Origin of the sequence: Streptococcus sinensis, from assembly GCF_000767835.1 — a bacterium.
Classification (GTDB): domain Bacteria; phylum Bacillota; class Bacilli; order Lactobacillales; family Streptococcaceae; genus Streptococcus; species Streptococcus sinensis.
In genome coordinates, this window is sequence record NZ_JPEN01000055.1 from 24,412 (window position 1) to 40,887 (window position 16,476).

General features: G+C 46.0%; 13 protein-coding genes. 5 read left to right on the top strand and 8 right to left on the bottom strand.

Annotated features, from left to right (window positions below):
- The first annotated feature begins 387 nt into the window (after nt 1–387).
- Nucleotides 388–3,441, top strand: coding sequence for an ATP-binding protein (locus tag SSIN_RS03895; RefSeq protein WP_037616037.1), 3,054 nt, complete (start codon nt 388–390; stop codon nt 3,439–3,441).
- A gap of 84 nt (nt 3,442–3,525) precedes the next feature.
- Here SSIN_RS03895 and hutG read toward each other — a convergent pair whose 3' ends face one another.
- The 8 genes from hutG to SSIN_RS03935 form a co-directional block, all read right to left on the bottom strand.
- Entirely contained in the window at nt 3,526–4,515 is a 990-nt protein-coding gene (gene hutG, locus SSIN_RS03900) for a formimidoylglutamase (protein ID WP_156956284.1), read from the bottom strand.
- A 142-nt stretch (nt 4,516–4,657) separates the two neighbouring features.
- On the bottom strand, nt 4,658–6,199 hold the full coding sequence (gene hutH / locus SSIN_RS03905; protein ID WP_037616042.1) for a histidine ammonia-lyase: 1,542 nt from the start codon (nt 6,197–6,199) through the stop codon (nt 4,658–4,660).
- Between the two features lie 35 nt (nt 6,200–6,234).
- Nucleotides 6,235–7,569 carry an APC family permease gene (locus SSIN_RS03910; RefSeq protein WP_037616044.1) on the bottom strand — a complete coding sequence of 445 codons (1,335 nt, stop codon included), beginning with the start codon at nt 7,567–7,569 and terminating at the stop codon, nt 6,235–6,237.
- Between the two features lie 88 nt (nt 7,570–7,657).
- Nucleotides 7,658–8,257: a HutD/Ves family protein gene (locus SSIN_RS03915; RefSeq protein ID WP_037616046.1), complete on the bottom strand. Its 600-nt coding sequence runs from the start codon at nt 8,255–8,257 to the stop codon at nt 7,658–7,660.
- Between the two features lie 12 nt (nt 8,258–8,269).
- Nucleotides 8,270–9,943, bottom strand: coding sequence for a formate--tetrahydrofolate ligase (locus SSIN_RS03920; RefSeq protein ID WP_037616048.1), 1,674 nt, complete (start codon nt 9,941–9,943; stop codon nt 8,270–8,272).
- A 66-nt stretch (nt 9,944–10,009) separates the two neighbouring features.
- A complete protein-coding gene (locus tag SSIN_RS03925; RefSeq protein ID WP_037616051.1) occupies nt 10,010–10,636 on the bottom strand; it encodes a cyclodeaminase/cyclohydrolase family protein in 627 nt (208 codons plus the stop codon).
- 14 nt (nt 10,637–10,650) lie between these two features.
- Nucleotides 10,651–11,550 carry a glutamate formimidoyltransferase gene (gene ftcD / locus SSIN_RS03930; RefSeq protein WP_037616053.1) on the bottom strand — a complete coding sequence of 300 codons (900 nt, stop codon included), beginning with the start codon at nt 11,548–11,550 and terminating at the stop codon, nt 10,651–10,653.
- 122 nt (nt 11,551–11,672) lie between these two features.
- Nucleotides 11,673–13,703: a urocanate hydratase gene (locus tag SSIN_RS03935; protein WP_037616054.1), complete on the bottom strand. Its 2,031-nt coding sequence runs from the start codon at nt 13,701–13,703 to the stop codon at nt 11,673–11,675.
- A 201-nt stretch (nt 13,704–13,904) separates the two neighbouring features.
- On the opposite strand from SSIN_RS03935, the gene hutI reads away from it, so the two are divergent.
- The 4 genes from hutI (at nt 13,905) to rpsR (ending at nt 16,421) form a co-directional block, all read left to right on the top strand.
- A complete protein-coding gene (hutI, locus tag SSIN_RS03940) occupies nt 13,905–15,170 on the top strand; it encodes an imidazolonepropionase (protein ID WP_037616057.1) in 1,266 nt (421 codons plus the stop codon).
- A gap of 178 nt (nt 15,171–15,348) precedes the next feature.
- Nucleotides 15,349–15,639: a 30S ribosomal protein S6 gene (gene rpsF / locus SSIN_RS03945; RefSeq protein WP_037616059.1), complete on the top strand. Its 291-nt coding sequence runs from the start codon at nt 15,349–15,351 to the stop codon at nt 15,637–15,639.
- 12 nt (nt 15,640–15,651) lie between these two features.
- Nucleotides 15,652–16,149, top strand: coding sequence for a single-stranded DNA-binding protein (locus tag SSIN_RS03950; protein ID WP_037616061.1), 498 nt, complete (start codon nt 15,652–15,654; stop codon nt 16,147–16,149).
- A 32-nt stretch (nt 16,150–16,181) separates the two neighbouring features.
- Nucleotides 16,182–16,421 (top strand): 30S ribosomal protein S18, encoded by a 240-nt coding sequence (rpsR, locus tag SSIN_RS03955; RefSeq protein WP_000068664.1) that lies wholly within the window; start codon nt 16,182–16,184, stop codon nt 16,419–16,421.
- Nucleotides 16,422–16,476: the final 55 nt, after the last annotated feature.

The window sequence follows — 16,476 nt, forward strand, 5'->3', positions numbered from 1 at the left end:
TTTTTATACGTTCTACTTTTTCTATTCGAGTAGATAAGTTTTTGACTGGGGCTAGGTATACAGCAAAACCGATTGTCAACAGTTATCAAACTAACGATGAAGTGGCTGCTTAACAAGGCCGATAGGCCAACAATATAGGTAGCTTCCTACATACTACCTTGGGTCTAGGATTGCGTTTCATATTCCCAACCAATCATGCTTAGAAGAAAAGGAGGCCCCCTTTCTTTATAAGTTACTTTCTAAAATTATATTTTCATCTTATTAAGGGCAGCCACCTAACGATAAGTAATTTAAAAACTGCAAATTAGGGTTTGGTATAATAATTTACTTGCTAAACTGTCTTTTTTTGTTTATATTAGTTTTATAAGCTTTTTTGGAGGCGTTTTCATGGACAAAGCTCTTTTAAGGTTGAAATTACTAGGAAATCCGAGTGTCTTTCTTAATCAAGAGGAAGTCTTTTTCCCTTTTGCAAAAATCAACGCCCTGCTTTACTATCTTCATATCAATGGAACAGTCAATCGGGAGGAGATTGCAGGAATTCTCTGGGAAAATAAGAACAATCAGACTGCCAAAAAAAATCTGCGCAATACCATCTATCAAGCCAATAAACTGCTGGGCGGGGACTGGATTATCGCTCCCAACCGGACGGTTCTGTCGCTCAATCCTAAGTGTAGAATTGAAAGTGATGTGGAGCTCTTTTCAGACAATCCTGCGGAGCATCTGTCGCTCTATCAGGGGGCTTTTCTGCAGGGCTTTTATCTCAAGGATAGTGAGGCCTTTGATTATTGGGTTTCCAAGATGCGAACCCGATATGAGCAACTGTATATCCAAGCCTGCTACCAACAGCTCGAAAAGGGAAACAACCAGCTGGATTTGGAAGAAACAGAGCAAAATTTACACCGTTTGATTAGTATTGATGAGTTTGATGAAAAGAACTATCACCTGCTGATGAAGTTCTATCAGGAGAATGAACGGCCCGGCAAGGTAATTGAGACCTATTATAAATTGGTGAACCTTTTGGACAAGGAGCTGGGCATCAGTCCTAATGAGGCTATCCAGCAACTTTACCACGAAGTGCTTGCCAAGGATCGTAGCGAGCGCAAGACCAAGCAGTTTCTGCGCAATACGGACCACTTTTTCGGTCGGGTAGATGAAATCAAGCGCTTGGAGTCTTACTTTTCTAAGATTTTAGAGGACCAAGAGGCGCGTGCTTTGGTCCTAGTCGGAGGGACTGGTATTGGTAAGCGGACGGTGACTCGCCAAGTGCTGGCCAATCAGACCAAGGATTTCCAGATTGTCATGGCTGAGTGCTTCAAGGATGAGATAAAGATAGCTCTGCAGCCTTGGCGTGACTTGCTAGATGGTCTGGGTGACTTAGTCATTCAGCACCAGATCCTCTCTCTTAGCCAGTGGCAGGTCATTTTAGAAAGTTATTTCCCGATTTTGATAGGGGGTGCCTCTGGTGTTCAGCTAGATGCGGATAAGCTGGCTCAGTTTGTAGTGGATATCTTGCAGAAGATTTCCAAGAAAAAGGCCTTGGTCATTTTGATAGAGGACTGCCATTGGATGGATGCGGCTAGTGCTGCGGTCCTGGAGCAGGTCATGAATCATCTGAGTGACTATCCTGTGGCCTTTGTTTTGACCAAGCATCTGAGTACGCCACCTTATCTAGAACATTTTTTCAATCACTTGCTGGTTCGTAATAAGTTAGATTTTATTCAACTGCAGCCGCTGAAGTTTCAGGATAGTGTGGCTTATTTACGGGCCCAGACAGGTCAGGTGGCTATGTCTGAGCAGCAGCTTGAGGATATTTATCGGGTTAGTCAGGGCATTCCCTTCTTTCTGACGGAGTATGCTAAGCAGTTCTTGCGAGGAGAAAAGTTTCATCCGCTGACTCCTGCTATCAAGGCTAAGCTGTCTTTGAAGCTGGACTACTTGAGCAGCGGGGAGGAGGAACTGGTAGACTATCTTGCTTGCTTCAGCATTTCTGCTTCGCTTTCGCTCTTGGGTAAGCTGCTGGCTTTACCTATGGAAGAGGTGGTTGAAATCACTGAGGAGCTGAGACAGAAGCAGCTGTTGATAGAGGAGGAGCAAGAAGAGAAGTTGATGCTGCGGTTCAGTCAGGAGCTTCTGCAGATCTATGCCTATGAACGCTTGTCACTTGCCAAGAAGCGAATGCTGCATCACCAGATTGCCCAAGGTATGGAAGACCAGCTGGGAGACTCTCTCTATCATGCCCAGCTGCTCAATGAAATCGCCTATCACTACAAGATGTCCAAGCAGCCGATTAAGTCTCTAGAGTACGAGCTGCATTATCTTGAGGCTACTCTGCAGTTTCATCACGAGCTCTTTCCGATTTATTCACGGGAGTTTGGCTTTATCGAAAAGACGGACGATGCCAATCAATCGGCGGTTCTGGACCAGTTTGACCGCATCCGTCGGCAAATACAAGAGTTGGAAAGAAAACATCAGAATCACAAGGATTTCCAACTGCTAGTTCTCCGCTTTCTCTATCTGGAAGGACGCTATGCCATCCGGACAGGAAATTATCAGCAGGGGATGGACAATATTCAGCAGGTGCTTGCCTCGGCCAAAGAGCTGCAGCAGATGGACTTTCTTCTAGAAGGTTATCGGCAGATGATCTACTACTGTATCCAGACAGAAAATATCCCAGAGATGCGCTATTATACAGATTTGGCTCTAGATGCTTCGGTGCAGGCCAATAATCACGAGGCCATCGCTATCAACCTCCGGCTTAAGGGGCTTTACCATCTCATAATTGGAGACGAGGAGCAGTCACTTCATCACCTTTACCGGTCTATCGACTGTTTCAGTCTGACGGCCTCGCTTCGCTCCAAGTATTCGATTCAGATTGCAGCAGCCTTGGATTATCTAGCGGAAATTGAGCAGATCCGTGGGAATTTCACGACAGCATTGGTCCATCAAAAGGAGGCGATTGAGCTAACAGAAAATAAAACATCAGAGCCTTCGATTTTTGCCTTTTACATTAGCTTGGGTATGACCTATTACTGGTTGGGGGATCATGAGCAGGCGGAGAAGATTTTTCTTAAGGCTAAAAAAGCGCTGGAAACCCTCAGCTTTCCATGGAAAGAGGCTCAGCTGGAAGTCTATCTGGCTCTGATTGGCTGTGAGAAGGGAGATTACCAGCCGGTGCTTGATCTTCTGCGGAAAAAGGATAGCCTCATCAGTCGCTATGGCAATCCGCGGGACAAGGGGCTGATCTACTATCTGATGGCTGTGATTAAGTATCGCCTGCTGACTGGGAGTTTGCAGGAAGCAGGCTTTGAAGATTTGCTAGTTCAGGACTTTGAAACCTATTATGAAACGGCTAAAAGCCAGCTCAATCCTTATCGTGATCGGCACCAACTCAAGGAATTAGAAAACTTACGCCTGAGATTGTCTCAGGAAGCAAATAGATAGTAAAAGAGGATGAAACTATTTTCATCCTCTTTTATGTTTCTAAAATATAATAGCAAAATTGTTAAAAGTCCCATCGAAAGACGATCAGTCATGTACCTGAGCCCAAACCTGGGTCAGGTAAAAGACGAAGCTAGCGGCTAGGTTAGCCGTGTGATTGTCAATATCGTGAGGTGGAGAGACCTCCACGATGTCAAAGCCAATTAGCTTGCCTGAAGCAGCGATGTGCTGGAAGACTAAAACTGCGAGATTGGGGTCGACCCCCAGCGACTGGATAGCACTGACACCGGGAGCAGCACCGGCAGCAAAGCAGTCAATATCAATGGTCAGATAGACGTGCTCCTTGTCGGCCAGATAGGCATCAACAATCTTGCAGACCTCCTTGTACCCCATCTTGTAGATATCCAGCCCAGTCAGAAACTGGATGGCTTTGGATCTGGCTACAAAGTCAAAGAGAAAGAGATTGTTATTGTGCTCCTGAATCCCTAAGATGAGGTAGTTAAAGACTTGCTTCTGAGCCAGGGTTTCATCAAACATCTGGCGAAAACCAGTACCGGAATTAGGACCAGTCTGGTCATAGGGGCGCAAGTCAAAATGGGCATCCATATTGATGACGGCCAAGTCTTGGTCAGGAGCTAGCGAAGACTTGAGGCCTAGATAGTGACCATAGGCTGTTTCGTGGCCACCGCCTAGAACGATAGGCCGAAGATTGAGCTCCCGCAGTCGTTTAACTGCCCGAGCCAGACTCTGCTGTAATTGCTCCAGAGAGCGGTTAGGACCATCAATATCGCCAACATCAAAGACTCGGACATTTCTGCCTAGGTGCCAAGGGAGTTTGGCCAGCTGGGTTCGGACAGCCTGAGGGCCTTCGACTGCTCCCACTCGGCCGTGGTTGATATAGACTCCTTTGTCACTCTTGAAGCCAATCAGGGCAAAGTTGATGCCGTCAAAAGGTGTCAACTTCGGGTCGTTCAAGTCCAAAAATTCAATAACCATCCCCCATTTGGCAGCATATAAATTATCCTCTAGTCCCCGATGATAGTAGCTGTTATCTAGCTGATAGTAATCTTCTAACATGATTTTATCCTTTTCCATAACGATACTTGCGATTTTATTATAAGAGTTTCCACCAAGCCTGTCAATGACTTTTGGCAGAAAAAGGAAGCCCAGCTGAACGGGAGCGGGCTTCTTAGGTTAGCTTTTTTCAGAGGCATCAGCTTTAGAACTGAATGCTCAAGTCCACAGCTTCTTCAACTGCTGCTAGGAATTCTTCGTTTTCAATCAGCTCAGAAGCTTTGTTGAGTTCTTCGTAGATTTCGATATCCTTGTCAAACTCGATAAAGCGGACATGCTGACGGAAAAGGTCATAGGCCGGCTTAGTTCCCTTGCCCAGTTCATGATTTTCAGGTTTCAGATCCAGAGCTTGGCAGGCTGCCATGATTTCTGTTGCCACGATGCGGCGAGAATTCTTGAGAATCTCAGCTGCCTTGCGTGCTGCAGTAGTTCCCATGCTGACAAAGTCTTCTTGATTTTCACAAGATGGGATAGAGTCTACGCTGGCTGGATGAGACAGAACCTTGTTCTCAGAAGCGAGTGAAGCACAAGCATACTGGGTAATCATAAAGCCAGAGTTGAGGCCTGGGTGTTTCACCAAGAAGGATGGGAGCTTGCTCAGTTGGCTGTTGACCAGGCGTTCCACGCGACGCTCAGATACATTACCGATTTCAGAAATGGCAATGCCGAGGAAGTCGAATGGCTGAGCCATTGGTTCTCCGTGGAAATTACCGCCTGAGATAACATGGCCTTCCTTGGTGATGATAGGATTGTCTGTAACGGAGTTGATTTCAATCTCAACCTTGGTCTTGACATAAGCGATAGAGTCCTTGCTGGCACCATGAATCTGTGGAATACAACGCAGGGTGTAAGGGTCTTGGACCCGTTGTTGGGTAGCCACGGTCGTATTTCCACTGCCTTCCAGAAGGTTGCGGATATTGCGGGCTGTAGCTAGCTGACCGCTCTGAGGTCGAATGGTATGCAGGTCTTCTTCGAAAGGACTGGTAATCCCATTGTGAACTTCCATGGAAAGAGCGCTAGCGACATCTGACAGCTTAAGCAGCTGGATGGCATCGTAGGTAGCCAGAGCTCCGATACCTGTCAGGACAGTCGTACCGTTAATCAGCGCCAGCCCTTCCTTGGCTGCTAGAGCAATTTTCTCGATACCGGCCTTGTCCAAAGCTTCTTGTCCAGAGAGTAATTCACCTTGGTAGTAAGCGCGACCTAGTCCTAGCATAGGCAGAACCATGTGAGCTAGTGGTGCTAAGTCACCGGAAGCTCCCAGAGAGCCTTTTTCTGGAATGTAAGGTGTGACGCCTTTATTGAGCAATTCCAGAAGTTTTTCGACAGTAGAGAGACGGATACCAGAATAGCCCTTGACCAGAGAATTAATCCGAATTAACATAATCGCACGGACGGCATCTTCAGGTAGGGGATCACCAAAGCCTGAAGAGTGCGAACGAATTAGGTTTTCCTGCAGCTGGATCGTATCTTCTGGTGAGATGCTGACATTGCAGAGAGAGCCAAATCCAGTCGTGACACCGTAGACTACCCGTTTTTCGCGAACGATGTCATCCACGATTTTGCGGGAAGCTTCTACAGCTTTTTTAGCATCTTGGTTGATTTCGCAGGTGGCTCCATGTCGGGCTACTGCGATAACATCTTCAAGTGTTAGACTATTTCCGTCTAAATGAATCAATTTTGACATGTAGAATCCTCCATTATGGGATATAATGCTTAGAGTTAGTCAGGGTTAGTAGGAACCTGTTTTCGACCGTGCATGAAGTAGTAGACTAAGCTAGCAACGGCAGCTCCAATGACACCGTAAACCACGTTCATTGGATTGTCAGCCACAATCATAATGAGGCTGACAACAACAGCTAAGACAGGGATGACAGGGCCGAATGGTACACGGAAGACAACCTTCTTTTCTGGATACATTTTTCTGAGTTTCAAGACCGCCAAAGCAGTTGGAATGTATTGGAAGAAACGGAAGACCACGCTGAGGGTTGCTAATTCTTCAAATTTACCAGAGAAGAGTAGGGCGATGGCACATGCTCCAGAAATGATAATTGCAACAACAGGAGCGTTTTTAGAGTTGGTTTCTGAAATTTTCTTAGGGAGCAAGCCTTCATCTGCGATGGCTGCACCATAACGCGGTACCATGATGGATTCCCCGATATTAAGACCGGCGATTGAGATAAGGGCACCAATAGAGACAATCCAAGCTCCAGCAGGGCCAATCATTGCTACGAAAGCATCTTGTACAGAAGCATTTGTTTGCAGGATCTGGTTACCCAGCATAGCAATGGTTCCAGCGATGATGAGCATGTAGAGGACAGAAACAATGCTGATAGAGCCCAAGATAGCCCGAGGTACATTCTTTTCTGGGTTGCGCATCTCACCGGCAACGATAGACATGGTTTCAAAGCCAATGAAGCCATAGAAGATATAGACGGCTGTGTTGGCAATAGCAGTCATGACATTGGTTCCAGGTTCAAGCTGTAGGAAAGGAGTGAAGTTTCCTTTGTCTATTCCACCTTTGATAAAGAAGATGGCACATGCTGCAAAGGCAATGATTGGAATCAACTTAGCTACAGTTGCAGCCAGTGTGAAAAATTTAGAGGTCTTCAAACCAGCAATATTCATCAAGCTAAGCAAGACAATCAAAGTGATACTAAGGACCAATTCGTAAGGAGTAAAAGCCGGGAAGGTAATGACGAAGAGTCGGGCAAAGCCAGCAGCCATAGCAGCCCAAGCGATGATGGTTACGACCCAGCCCAGAAAACCAACGTTAAATCCAATAAAATCTCCAAAGGCAGCTTTGGAATATTGAAAGGCTCCGCCGTTTTTATTAAAATAACCTGCAGTTTCTGCTAAACAGACTGCTAGCAGAATAACGAGGAGGGCTGTTCCAAGCATGACAGCTAGAGAGGCAGGACCAAGTCCTTTATAAATCTTTTGCGGTAGGAGGAAAATCCCTGAACCGATAACGGCGTTGATACCGTAGAGAGTTGCACCGGAAAAACTGAATTTCGCTTTTTCCTGTTCCTGTGCATTGAGTTTATGTGCATTCATAATAATGTTTCTCCTTTAGAGATATGGGATAGCCCTTCCAAGTAAAGATAGGGCGGTGACAAGCCAAGCTTACATCATCGCTGTATCTTTACTTAGCGGGGATGTGTTTTAAACCAGCCCAAATAGCAAGAGGAACACCTTTTGGTTGGTTGCTTGAAAACATTATTTGCAGCTCAGTTGCCTGAGTCTCTTGTTCCACTATCAGAAGCTGCTCTGCCTCTAGATTAAGTGCTGGCAGGTCGGTTCCTGTCACTGTTAAATCACCCAAGGCATAGATAAATTGAATCTCTTCATCTCGGCTAAGCTCTTGCCCATCGGAGATGGCGATCATCTGTCCCTGATAATGGTCGCTGTAGATTAAGTTAAAGTCGGTACAAGTCCCCCGACTTGTGATAGAATCACTCCCTTCAAAGATATAGGGAGTAAAGGGAGCTAGAACCGTTTTCTCCTGCCGGCTGGCATTGTGGAGATAAAGTGTGTGGTCCAGGCTCATGAGAATGCGGTGAAAGCCGCTGAGGTCAGAAAACTGACTTTCAGTCAACTCCACAGTTGCTGTTGAGAGCCGATAGTCAAAGTCCCGCTTACCATAGTGGCCAGTTGGCGGGGAAAGATAAAGCTGTTTTGTCTTTCCCCCCGACCAATCGGAAACTTGAAAATCCTTTGCTCTTAGAAGGGTTACATTTGTCATTTTTGGTATTTATTAGAACAAACCGCTGATATTGCCGTCTTTGTCAACATCAATCTTTTCGCTGGCTGGCACTTTAGGCAGTCCTGGCATGGTCATGATCGCACCAGTCAGAGCAACGATGAAGCCTGCACCAGCAGAAACTTTGAGCTGGCTGATAGTCACAACAAAGTCTTTAGGTGCGCCCAGTTTCTTAGCATCGTCTGAGAAAGAGTACTGAGTCTTGGCCATACAGATAGGATAGTTGGAGAAGCCCAGTTCTTCCAGTTGTTTGAGCTCACGTTTAGCGGCAGGAGTCAGGCGAACGCCTTTGCCTCCATAGACCTTAGTAACAATTTTGTTGAGCTTGGTCTCAATGGAGTCCTCTTCATTATATACAAATTGGAAGTGATTGTCTCCTTCGGCCAATTCAACAACTTTTTCAGCTAATTCTTTACCGCCGGCTCCGCCATTTGCCCAAACGTCAGAAATAACGACATCAACTCCGCGTTTTTGACAAGCATCATAAACTGCTTGCAATTCTGCTTCGGTATCCAGCGGGAATTTATTGATAGCAACGACAGCTGGCAATCCATAAACATCTTGAATGTTTTCCAGATGTTTTTCTAAGTTTGGCAGTCCGTCTACAACAGCTTGGACATTTTCTTCAGCCAAATCACTCTTAGCCACACCACCGTGCATCTTGAGAGCGCGGATAGTAGCAACCAGAACGACAGCCGATGGACGAAGACCAGATATACGACACTTGATGTCAATGAATTTTTCAGCACCGAGGTCAGCACCGAAACCAGCTTCTGTAACTGTATAGTCGGCATATTTGAGAGCCAGCTTGGTAGCTAGGACACTATTACAGCCATGAGCAATGTTGGCGAATGGTCCGCCGTGAATCAAGGCTGGTGTGTGTTCCAGAGTTTGAACCAAGTTTGGATGGATGGCGTCTTTGAGCACAGCAGCCATAGCGCCACCAGCTTTTAGATCCTTGGCAGTTACTGGCTTACCGTCAAAGCTGTAGCCAATGATAATCTTTTCCAAACGGTTCTTGAGGTCAGTGATATTTTCTGACAGACAGAGAATAGCCATAACCTCAGAAGCAACTGTAATGTCGAAACCATCTTCACGTGGAACACCGTTGACCTTGCCTTGTAAGCCATTTACAATGTGGCGCAGCTGCCGGTCATTCATATCCACTGCCCGCTTCCAAGTGATGCGGCGTGAATCAATGCCTAAGGCATTGCCATGGTGGATGTGGTTATCGATGAGGGCTGCCAGCAGATTGTTGGCAACACCGATGGCATGAAAGTCACCAGTGAAGTGGAGGTTGATGTCCTCCATGGGTACAACTTGAGCGTGACCACCGCCAGCAGCTCCGCCCTTGATACCAAAGACAGGTCCGAGTGAAGGCTCCCGCAGAGCGATAACGGCTTTTTTACCGATAGCAGCCAGAGCATCGACCAGTCCGACAGAAGTCGTGGTCTTACCTTCTCCAGCTGGTGTCGGAGAAATAGCTGTCACGAGAATCAGTTTGCCGTCTGGCTTGTCTTTTAAGGCTTCCAGTTGGCCGGCGCTGATTTTTGCCTTGTAATTTCCATAAAGAGACAGGGCATCTTCAGCAATTCCTAGCTTTTCTGCTACCTCTTTGATGGGCTTCATTTGAACCGAATTCGCAATTTCAATATCTGATAAAACCATATTGTTACCTCTTGAGAAAAGGAAGTCCATTCATGGAAAAAAATGGACTTCTCTTCCGTTTATCTATTAGACAACTTTCAAAATTTCTTGATAAATTTCATCTGCTAGAGTGCAGCCTTTTTGTAGGAGCTCTTCACCCTTGCTGCGGTAGTCTGCGACGAATGCTTCATCCTTGACACCTGATAGGTTGATGAGGACATTGAGCCAAGCCCCTTGCAGGCCAGCCTTAAGGTTGAGAGCTGCTACTCCCAGGTCGCTGGCAGCATTGGTATTGGACTTGCCGACAGCCTTTTGAGTTGTTTGCAGGGCAGCCAGGATATCTTCCATCATACCATAAGGTGACTTAGTCGCTTCCTTGAGGGCTTGTTGCATAGCTTCTCGACGGGCAGCCTTATCTTCCTCTGTTTCCTTAGGCATATCAAAGACGGCGGAGACCAGATTGAAGGCTTCGGTGTCCTTATCAATAGCTGCGAGCAAGCTTTCTTGCAGGCGGGCACTTTCTGCGTGCACTTGAGCAATTTCTGCTTCAAATTCTGCGTATTTTTTCTTGCCAAGGGTTAATTCGCAAACCATCTTAGTCAGGGAAATACCGTTCGCTGCTGAAAGAGCAGCGGCAGAGCCGCCTCCTGGTGCAGGAGCATCTGAGCCGAGTACTTGGGCAAATTCTGTCAAGCTTAAATCTACTAATTTCATAGGTTTCTGTCCTCCTAGCCCAGCAAATGGTTTTCCAGAACTTGCTTGCCGTAGTCAAAGTCTTCGATTTGCAGATAGTATTCTGCTGCGTCAATCAAAGCCTTAGCTGGTGCCAAACCGATGACTTCTGAGCCGAGGATGCCAACTCCGTAACGCTTAGCTTCAAAGCGAACAGTTTCAAAGACACGATAGAGTGGGAATTTTTCCAGATTGACCATGTTGATGGAGACTTGAGCAATGTTGCGGTCTTCCAGCATAACACCGATAGCTTTACAGTACTTGTAGCCACCGCTTGATCCACGGATGATTTTGGCAATATTATTGGCAATTTCCAAATCGTCTGTATCCAAATTGATGTTGTAGGCAACGAGTGGCATTCTAGCACCAACAGCAGTGACACCAGCAGTTGGGTGAATCTTTCTTTCGCCGTAGTCAGGAGCCCAGTCAGCTTCCAAGAGTTTTTCTGGCATGCCTTCAAACTGCCCTTTACGAACCTTAGCCAAGTTCTTACGTTCTGGACGAGTCGCTGCATCTTCATAGAGGAAGATAGGAATACCGAGCTCGCGGTTGATGCGCTCAGACACTGTCTTCGCAATTTCTACGCATTCCTCACTTGTGATGTCCTTAATCGGTACAAAAGGCAGGACATCAGTTGCGCCCATACGAGGGTGTTCGCCCTGGTGCTTGGTTAAGTCAATGTTTTCAGAAGCATATTTGACCAGACGGAAGGCAACTTCCTGAATGTTTTGATCGTCACCGACCAAGGTAAAGACGCTGCGGTTGTGGCTGGCATCAGAAGAGTGGTCCAAAAGTGTTACGCCTGGCACGCTCTTAGCTGTTTCCACTAAACCGTCAATGACCGCTTGGTTGCGGCCTTCAGAAAAGTTAGGAATACATTCAACAATTTTTGCCATAAGATATTACCTCGTGATATCAATAATTTTAATTTATAATATGAACTTAATGAAGCAGAACCTCCTCCTGAGCCAGATTTGATATCCAGCTCAGGTCGAAAGTAGGAGGAAAGGATATCCGTCTATTTAAACAATTTCTTAACAGATTCTTTGACCAAATCTTCGTCAGTCAAGTATGGAATCGTGATGTGGTCTGTTCCTTGGTTGAGACGGTTGTACTCGATAGCTGTTTCGATAGCATGTTCATTACGAGCCCAGTTACGACGTGCAACTCCACCGATGGTATCCCAAGCGATAGCAGACTTGATGATTTCATCGATGCGTTCGCTGCCGTCCAGAACCAAGCCAAAGCCGCCGTTGATAGACTTACCGATACCAGTTCCACCACCGTTGTGAAGAGCCACCAAGCTCATACCGCGGGCTGCGTTACCAGCGTAACATTGAACCGCCATGTCGCAAGTAACATTAGAACCGTCCTTAATATTTGAAGTTTCACGGAATGGAGAGTCCGTACCAGATACGTCGTGGTGGTCACGGCCGATCATGACAGGCCCAATCTTGCCTTCACGGACTAATTCATTGAACTTGAGGGCGATATTGACACGGCCCATACAGTCTTGGTAGAGAATCCGAGCCTGAGTTCCAACAACCAGCTGGTTCTTTTCTGCATCGCGAATCCAGTTGTAGTTGTCGCGGTCTTGGTAGCGGCGATTAGGGTCAATGACTTCCATAGCTGCATGGTCAGTAGCGACTAGGTCTTCGTGCTTACCGCTCAGACATACCCAACGGAAAGGACCATAACCATAGTCAAAGAGCATTGGGCCCATGATATCTTCTACATAAGATGGCCAGATAAAGCCGTCTTTGTCATCAAAACCATTCTTAGAAATTTCTTTGATACCAGAGTCATAGACTGCCTTCATAAAGGCATTACCATAGTCAAAGAAGTAAGTTCCGTTATTCGTCAAGGTCTTGATAGCCTTGAAGTGGCGAGCCAACGTCTTATCAACTAGCTTAGCAAAGGTTTCCTTGTCCTCAGCCAAGAGGCGAGTCCGTTCTTCAAAGCTGATGCCAGCTGGACAGTAGCCACCGTCATAGACGTTGTGGCAAGAAGTTTGGTCAGACAGCAAATCAACATGAATCTTATGTTCATTGACATATTCTAAGAGGTCTACGATGTTACCATGATAGGCAATGGAAGTTGATTCGCCAGCTTCCAGAGCTTTCTGAGCTAAGTCGATTGCTTCTTTTGGACTTTCGGCTAATTGGCTAATCCAGCCTTGTGAGTGGCGGGTTTCAATCCGAGAATAGTCTACTTCAGCCACGATTGCTACAGCTTTAGCAATTTCTGCGGCTTTACCTTGAGCTCCACTCATACCACCCAGACCAGAGGAAATGAAGAGCTTGCTGGTCAGATCCCCATCATCAGGCACGCCCAGTTTCAAGCGTCCGGCATTGAGGAGAGTGTTGAAAGTACCATGGACAATACCTTGAGGGCCGATGTACATCCAGCCGCCGGCAGTCATTTGGCCGTAGTTGGTCACACCCATTTCCTCAGCAATTTCCCAGTCCTTCATATTGTCGTATTCACCGACCAGAAGGCCATTGGTGATGATGACGCGTGGAGCTTCTGGTTTGGATTTGAAGAGTCCGACTGGGTGGCCGGATTCCACAACCAAGGTTTGGTGGTCGGTCATGACTTCTAAGTATTTCATGATTAGATTGTACTGCATCCAGTTGGCGCAGACAGAACCAGTTTCTCCATAAGTGACTAATTCATAAGGATAAAGAGCGATTTCAAAGCTCAGGTTATTGTCAATCATGACTTGCATAGCTTTGGCTGCGGTACAGTTCCCTTTGTACTCGTCAATCGGTTTACCGTAGATGCGTTCTTTTGGACGCCAGCGGTAGCCGTAAATCCGTCCGCGAGTCTTCAATTCTTCCAAAAATTCTGGAATCACTTCCTCGTGGAATTTTTTAGGAATATAGCGAAGGGCATTTTTAAGAGCAATTTCGGTTTGAGCTTGGGTCAAACGGAAGCCCCGGTCTGGTGCTCGACGGATACCTTCTTGGAAAACCGTTTTTTCAGGTAGAACATCGTCTAATTTGACGGTCATAGCTGCTGCAATTTCATTTTCACTAAAGTATGACATGAAAAAATCCTCCTTTAAATTTCGGTATAAAACATGTTTCGAGCTTATTATACAAGAGGCTCGTCCATAAAGAGTCAAGAAAATGATAAAATCAGTAAAAAAATATAGTCTACCGCCTTTTAGAAACTTTTGACTATAATTTGACGATAGTGTATTATGATGAAAAGCAAGTATGTTGGAAAATGAAACGGAGGAACAAGCATGACTGCTGATTTACTATTAACTCACTTTAATCAAGTCTTCTGTCCCAAGGATCTCGGACATCCCCTTTTTGGTGCAGAGATGAAAGAAGCTCAGGTCTTAGAAGACGGCTATATTGCAGTCAAAGACGGCAAAATCCTAGCCGTCGGCAGCGGTGAGCCGGATGCCAGCTTGGTTGGACCAGAGACTAAGATTCAGTCTTATGAGGGCAAGATTGCTACGCCTGGCTTGATCGACTGCCATACTCACTTGGTCTACGGCGGCAGCCGGGAGCACGAGTTTGCTAAGAAGCTAGCTGGTGTTTCTTATTTGGATATTCTTGCCCAAGGTGGCGGTATCCTCAGTACAGTCCGGGCGACTAGAGAAGCTTCTTTTGACGATCTTTATGATAAATCTAAGAAGCTATTGGACTATATGCTTTTGCATGGGGTGACAACCGTTGAGGCTAAGAGTGGCTATGGTCTGGACTGGGAAACAGAGAAGCGTCAGCTGGATGTTGTTGGGGCTCTAGACCGCGACCATGATATTGATTTAGTTTCGACCTTTATGGCTGCCCACGCCGTTCCACCAGAATATAAAGGTCGCTCTCAAGAATATCTGGAGCTAATTGTCGAAGAAATGCTGCCACGGGTAAAAGAAGAAAATCTAGCTGAGTTCTGCGATATTTTTTGTGAAAAAGGTGTCTTTACAGCTGATGAGTCACGTTACCTGCTTTCGAAAGCTAAGGAAATGGGCTTCAAGCTCCGCATCCATGCTGATGAAATCGAGTCTATCGGAGGAGTGGATGTAGCAGCTGAACTGGGGGCAACTAGTGCAGAGCATCTGATGATGGCGACTGATGATGGCATTCGCAAGATGGCAGAAGCCAAGGTTATCGGGAATCTTCTGCCAGCAACGACCTTCAGTCTGATGGAAGATACTTATGCGCCAGCTCGCAAGATGCTGGAGGCTGGCATGGCTATTACCTTGACCACCGACAGTAATCCGGGCTCCTGCCCAACGGCTAACCTGCAGTTTGTGATGCAGCTAGGGTGCTTTATGATGCGCCTGACACCGGTGGAAGTTCTAAATGCTGTAACCATCAATGCTGCATACTCAGTCAACCGCCAAGATAAGATTGGTAGCTTTGACACTGGCAAGCAGGCCGACATCACTATCTTGGATGCAAAGAATATCGACTACCCACTCTACTTCTTTGCTACCAACCTGACCCATCAGGTCTACAAGGCTGGAAAACTAGTCGTTGACCAAGGTCGGATTGTCTAATCACTATACAATCGAATCGTATTTTTCGGACTCTCTCTGGTGACAGGGAGAGTTTTATCAATCTCAAAAATTTCTCTTGCTATTCCTCTGAAAGTCTGTTATAATTATTATTTGTGAGCAAACCTCACTTACCCCTTGCAAAGTCTTGGGGTCATTAGACCAAAAGGAGGAAAAATCAATGGCTAAATACGAAATTCTTTATATTATTCGTCCAAACATTGAAGAAGAAGCTAAAAACGCTTTGGTAGCACGCTTTGACTCTATCTTGACTGACAACGGTGCAACTGTTGTTGAATCAAAAGACTGGGAAAAACGTCGTCTTGCATACGAAATCCAAGATTTCCGTGAAGGACTTTACCACATCGTAAACGTTGAAACAAACGAAGACCTAGCTCTTAAAGAGTTTGACCGTCTTTCAAAAATCAACACTGACATTCTTCGTCACATGATCGTCAAACTTGACGCTTAAGAAGGTAGACTCATGATTAATAACGTTGTACTTGTGGGTCGGATGACCCGAGATGCCGAGCTTCGCTATACTCCGCAAAATCAAGCGGTCGCAACCTTTACTCTGGCTGTCAATCGCAACTTTAAGAACCAAAGTGGTGAGCGCGAAGCGGATTTTATCAATGTTGTCATCTGGCGTCAGCAGGCAGAAAATCTTGCAAATTGGGCTAAAAAAGGCGCCCTGATTGGAATTACAGGTCGCATTCAGACCCGTAATTACGAAAATCAGCAAGGTCAGCGTGTTTATGTTACAGAAGTCGTAGCGGACAATTTCCAGCTTCTGGAAAGCCGAGCTAGCCGCGAAGGTCAGTCTTCAGGTGGGTATGGCAGCAATAGCTTCGGTGGGAATTCTGCACCAAACTATGGTAACGCTGGTTCGTTGTCTAACCAAGTACCAAACTTTTCTCGTGATGAGAGTCCTTTTGGTAACTCAAATCCAATGGACATCTCAGATGATGATCTGCCTTTCTAAGGGAAAAACTAGAATAATAAAGGAGAAAGAATATGGCTCAACAACGTCGTGGCGGATTCAAACGCCGTAAAAAAGTTGATTACATCGCAGCAAATAAGATTGAATATGTTGATTACAAAGATACTGAGCTTCTTAGCCGTTTCGTTTCAGAACGTGGGAAAATCCTTCCTCGTCGTGTAACTGGAACTTCAGCTAAAAACCAACGTAAAGTAACAACAGCGATCAAACGCGCTCGCGTAATGGCTTTGATGCCTTTCGTAAATGAAGATTAATTATATTGTGAAGTCGCAAGAATTTATCTTGCGGCTTTTTTGCTACAAAGAAATG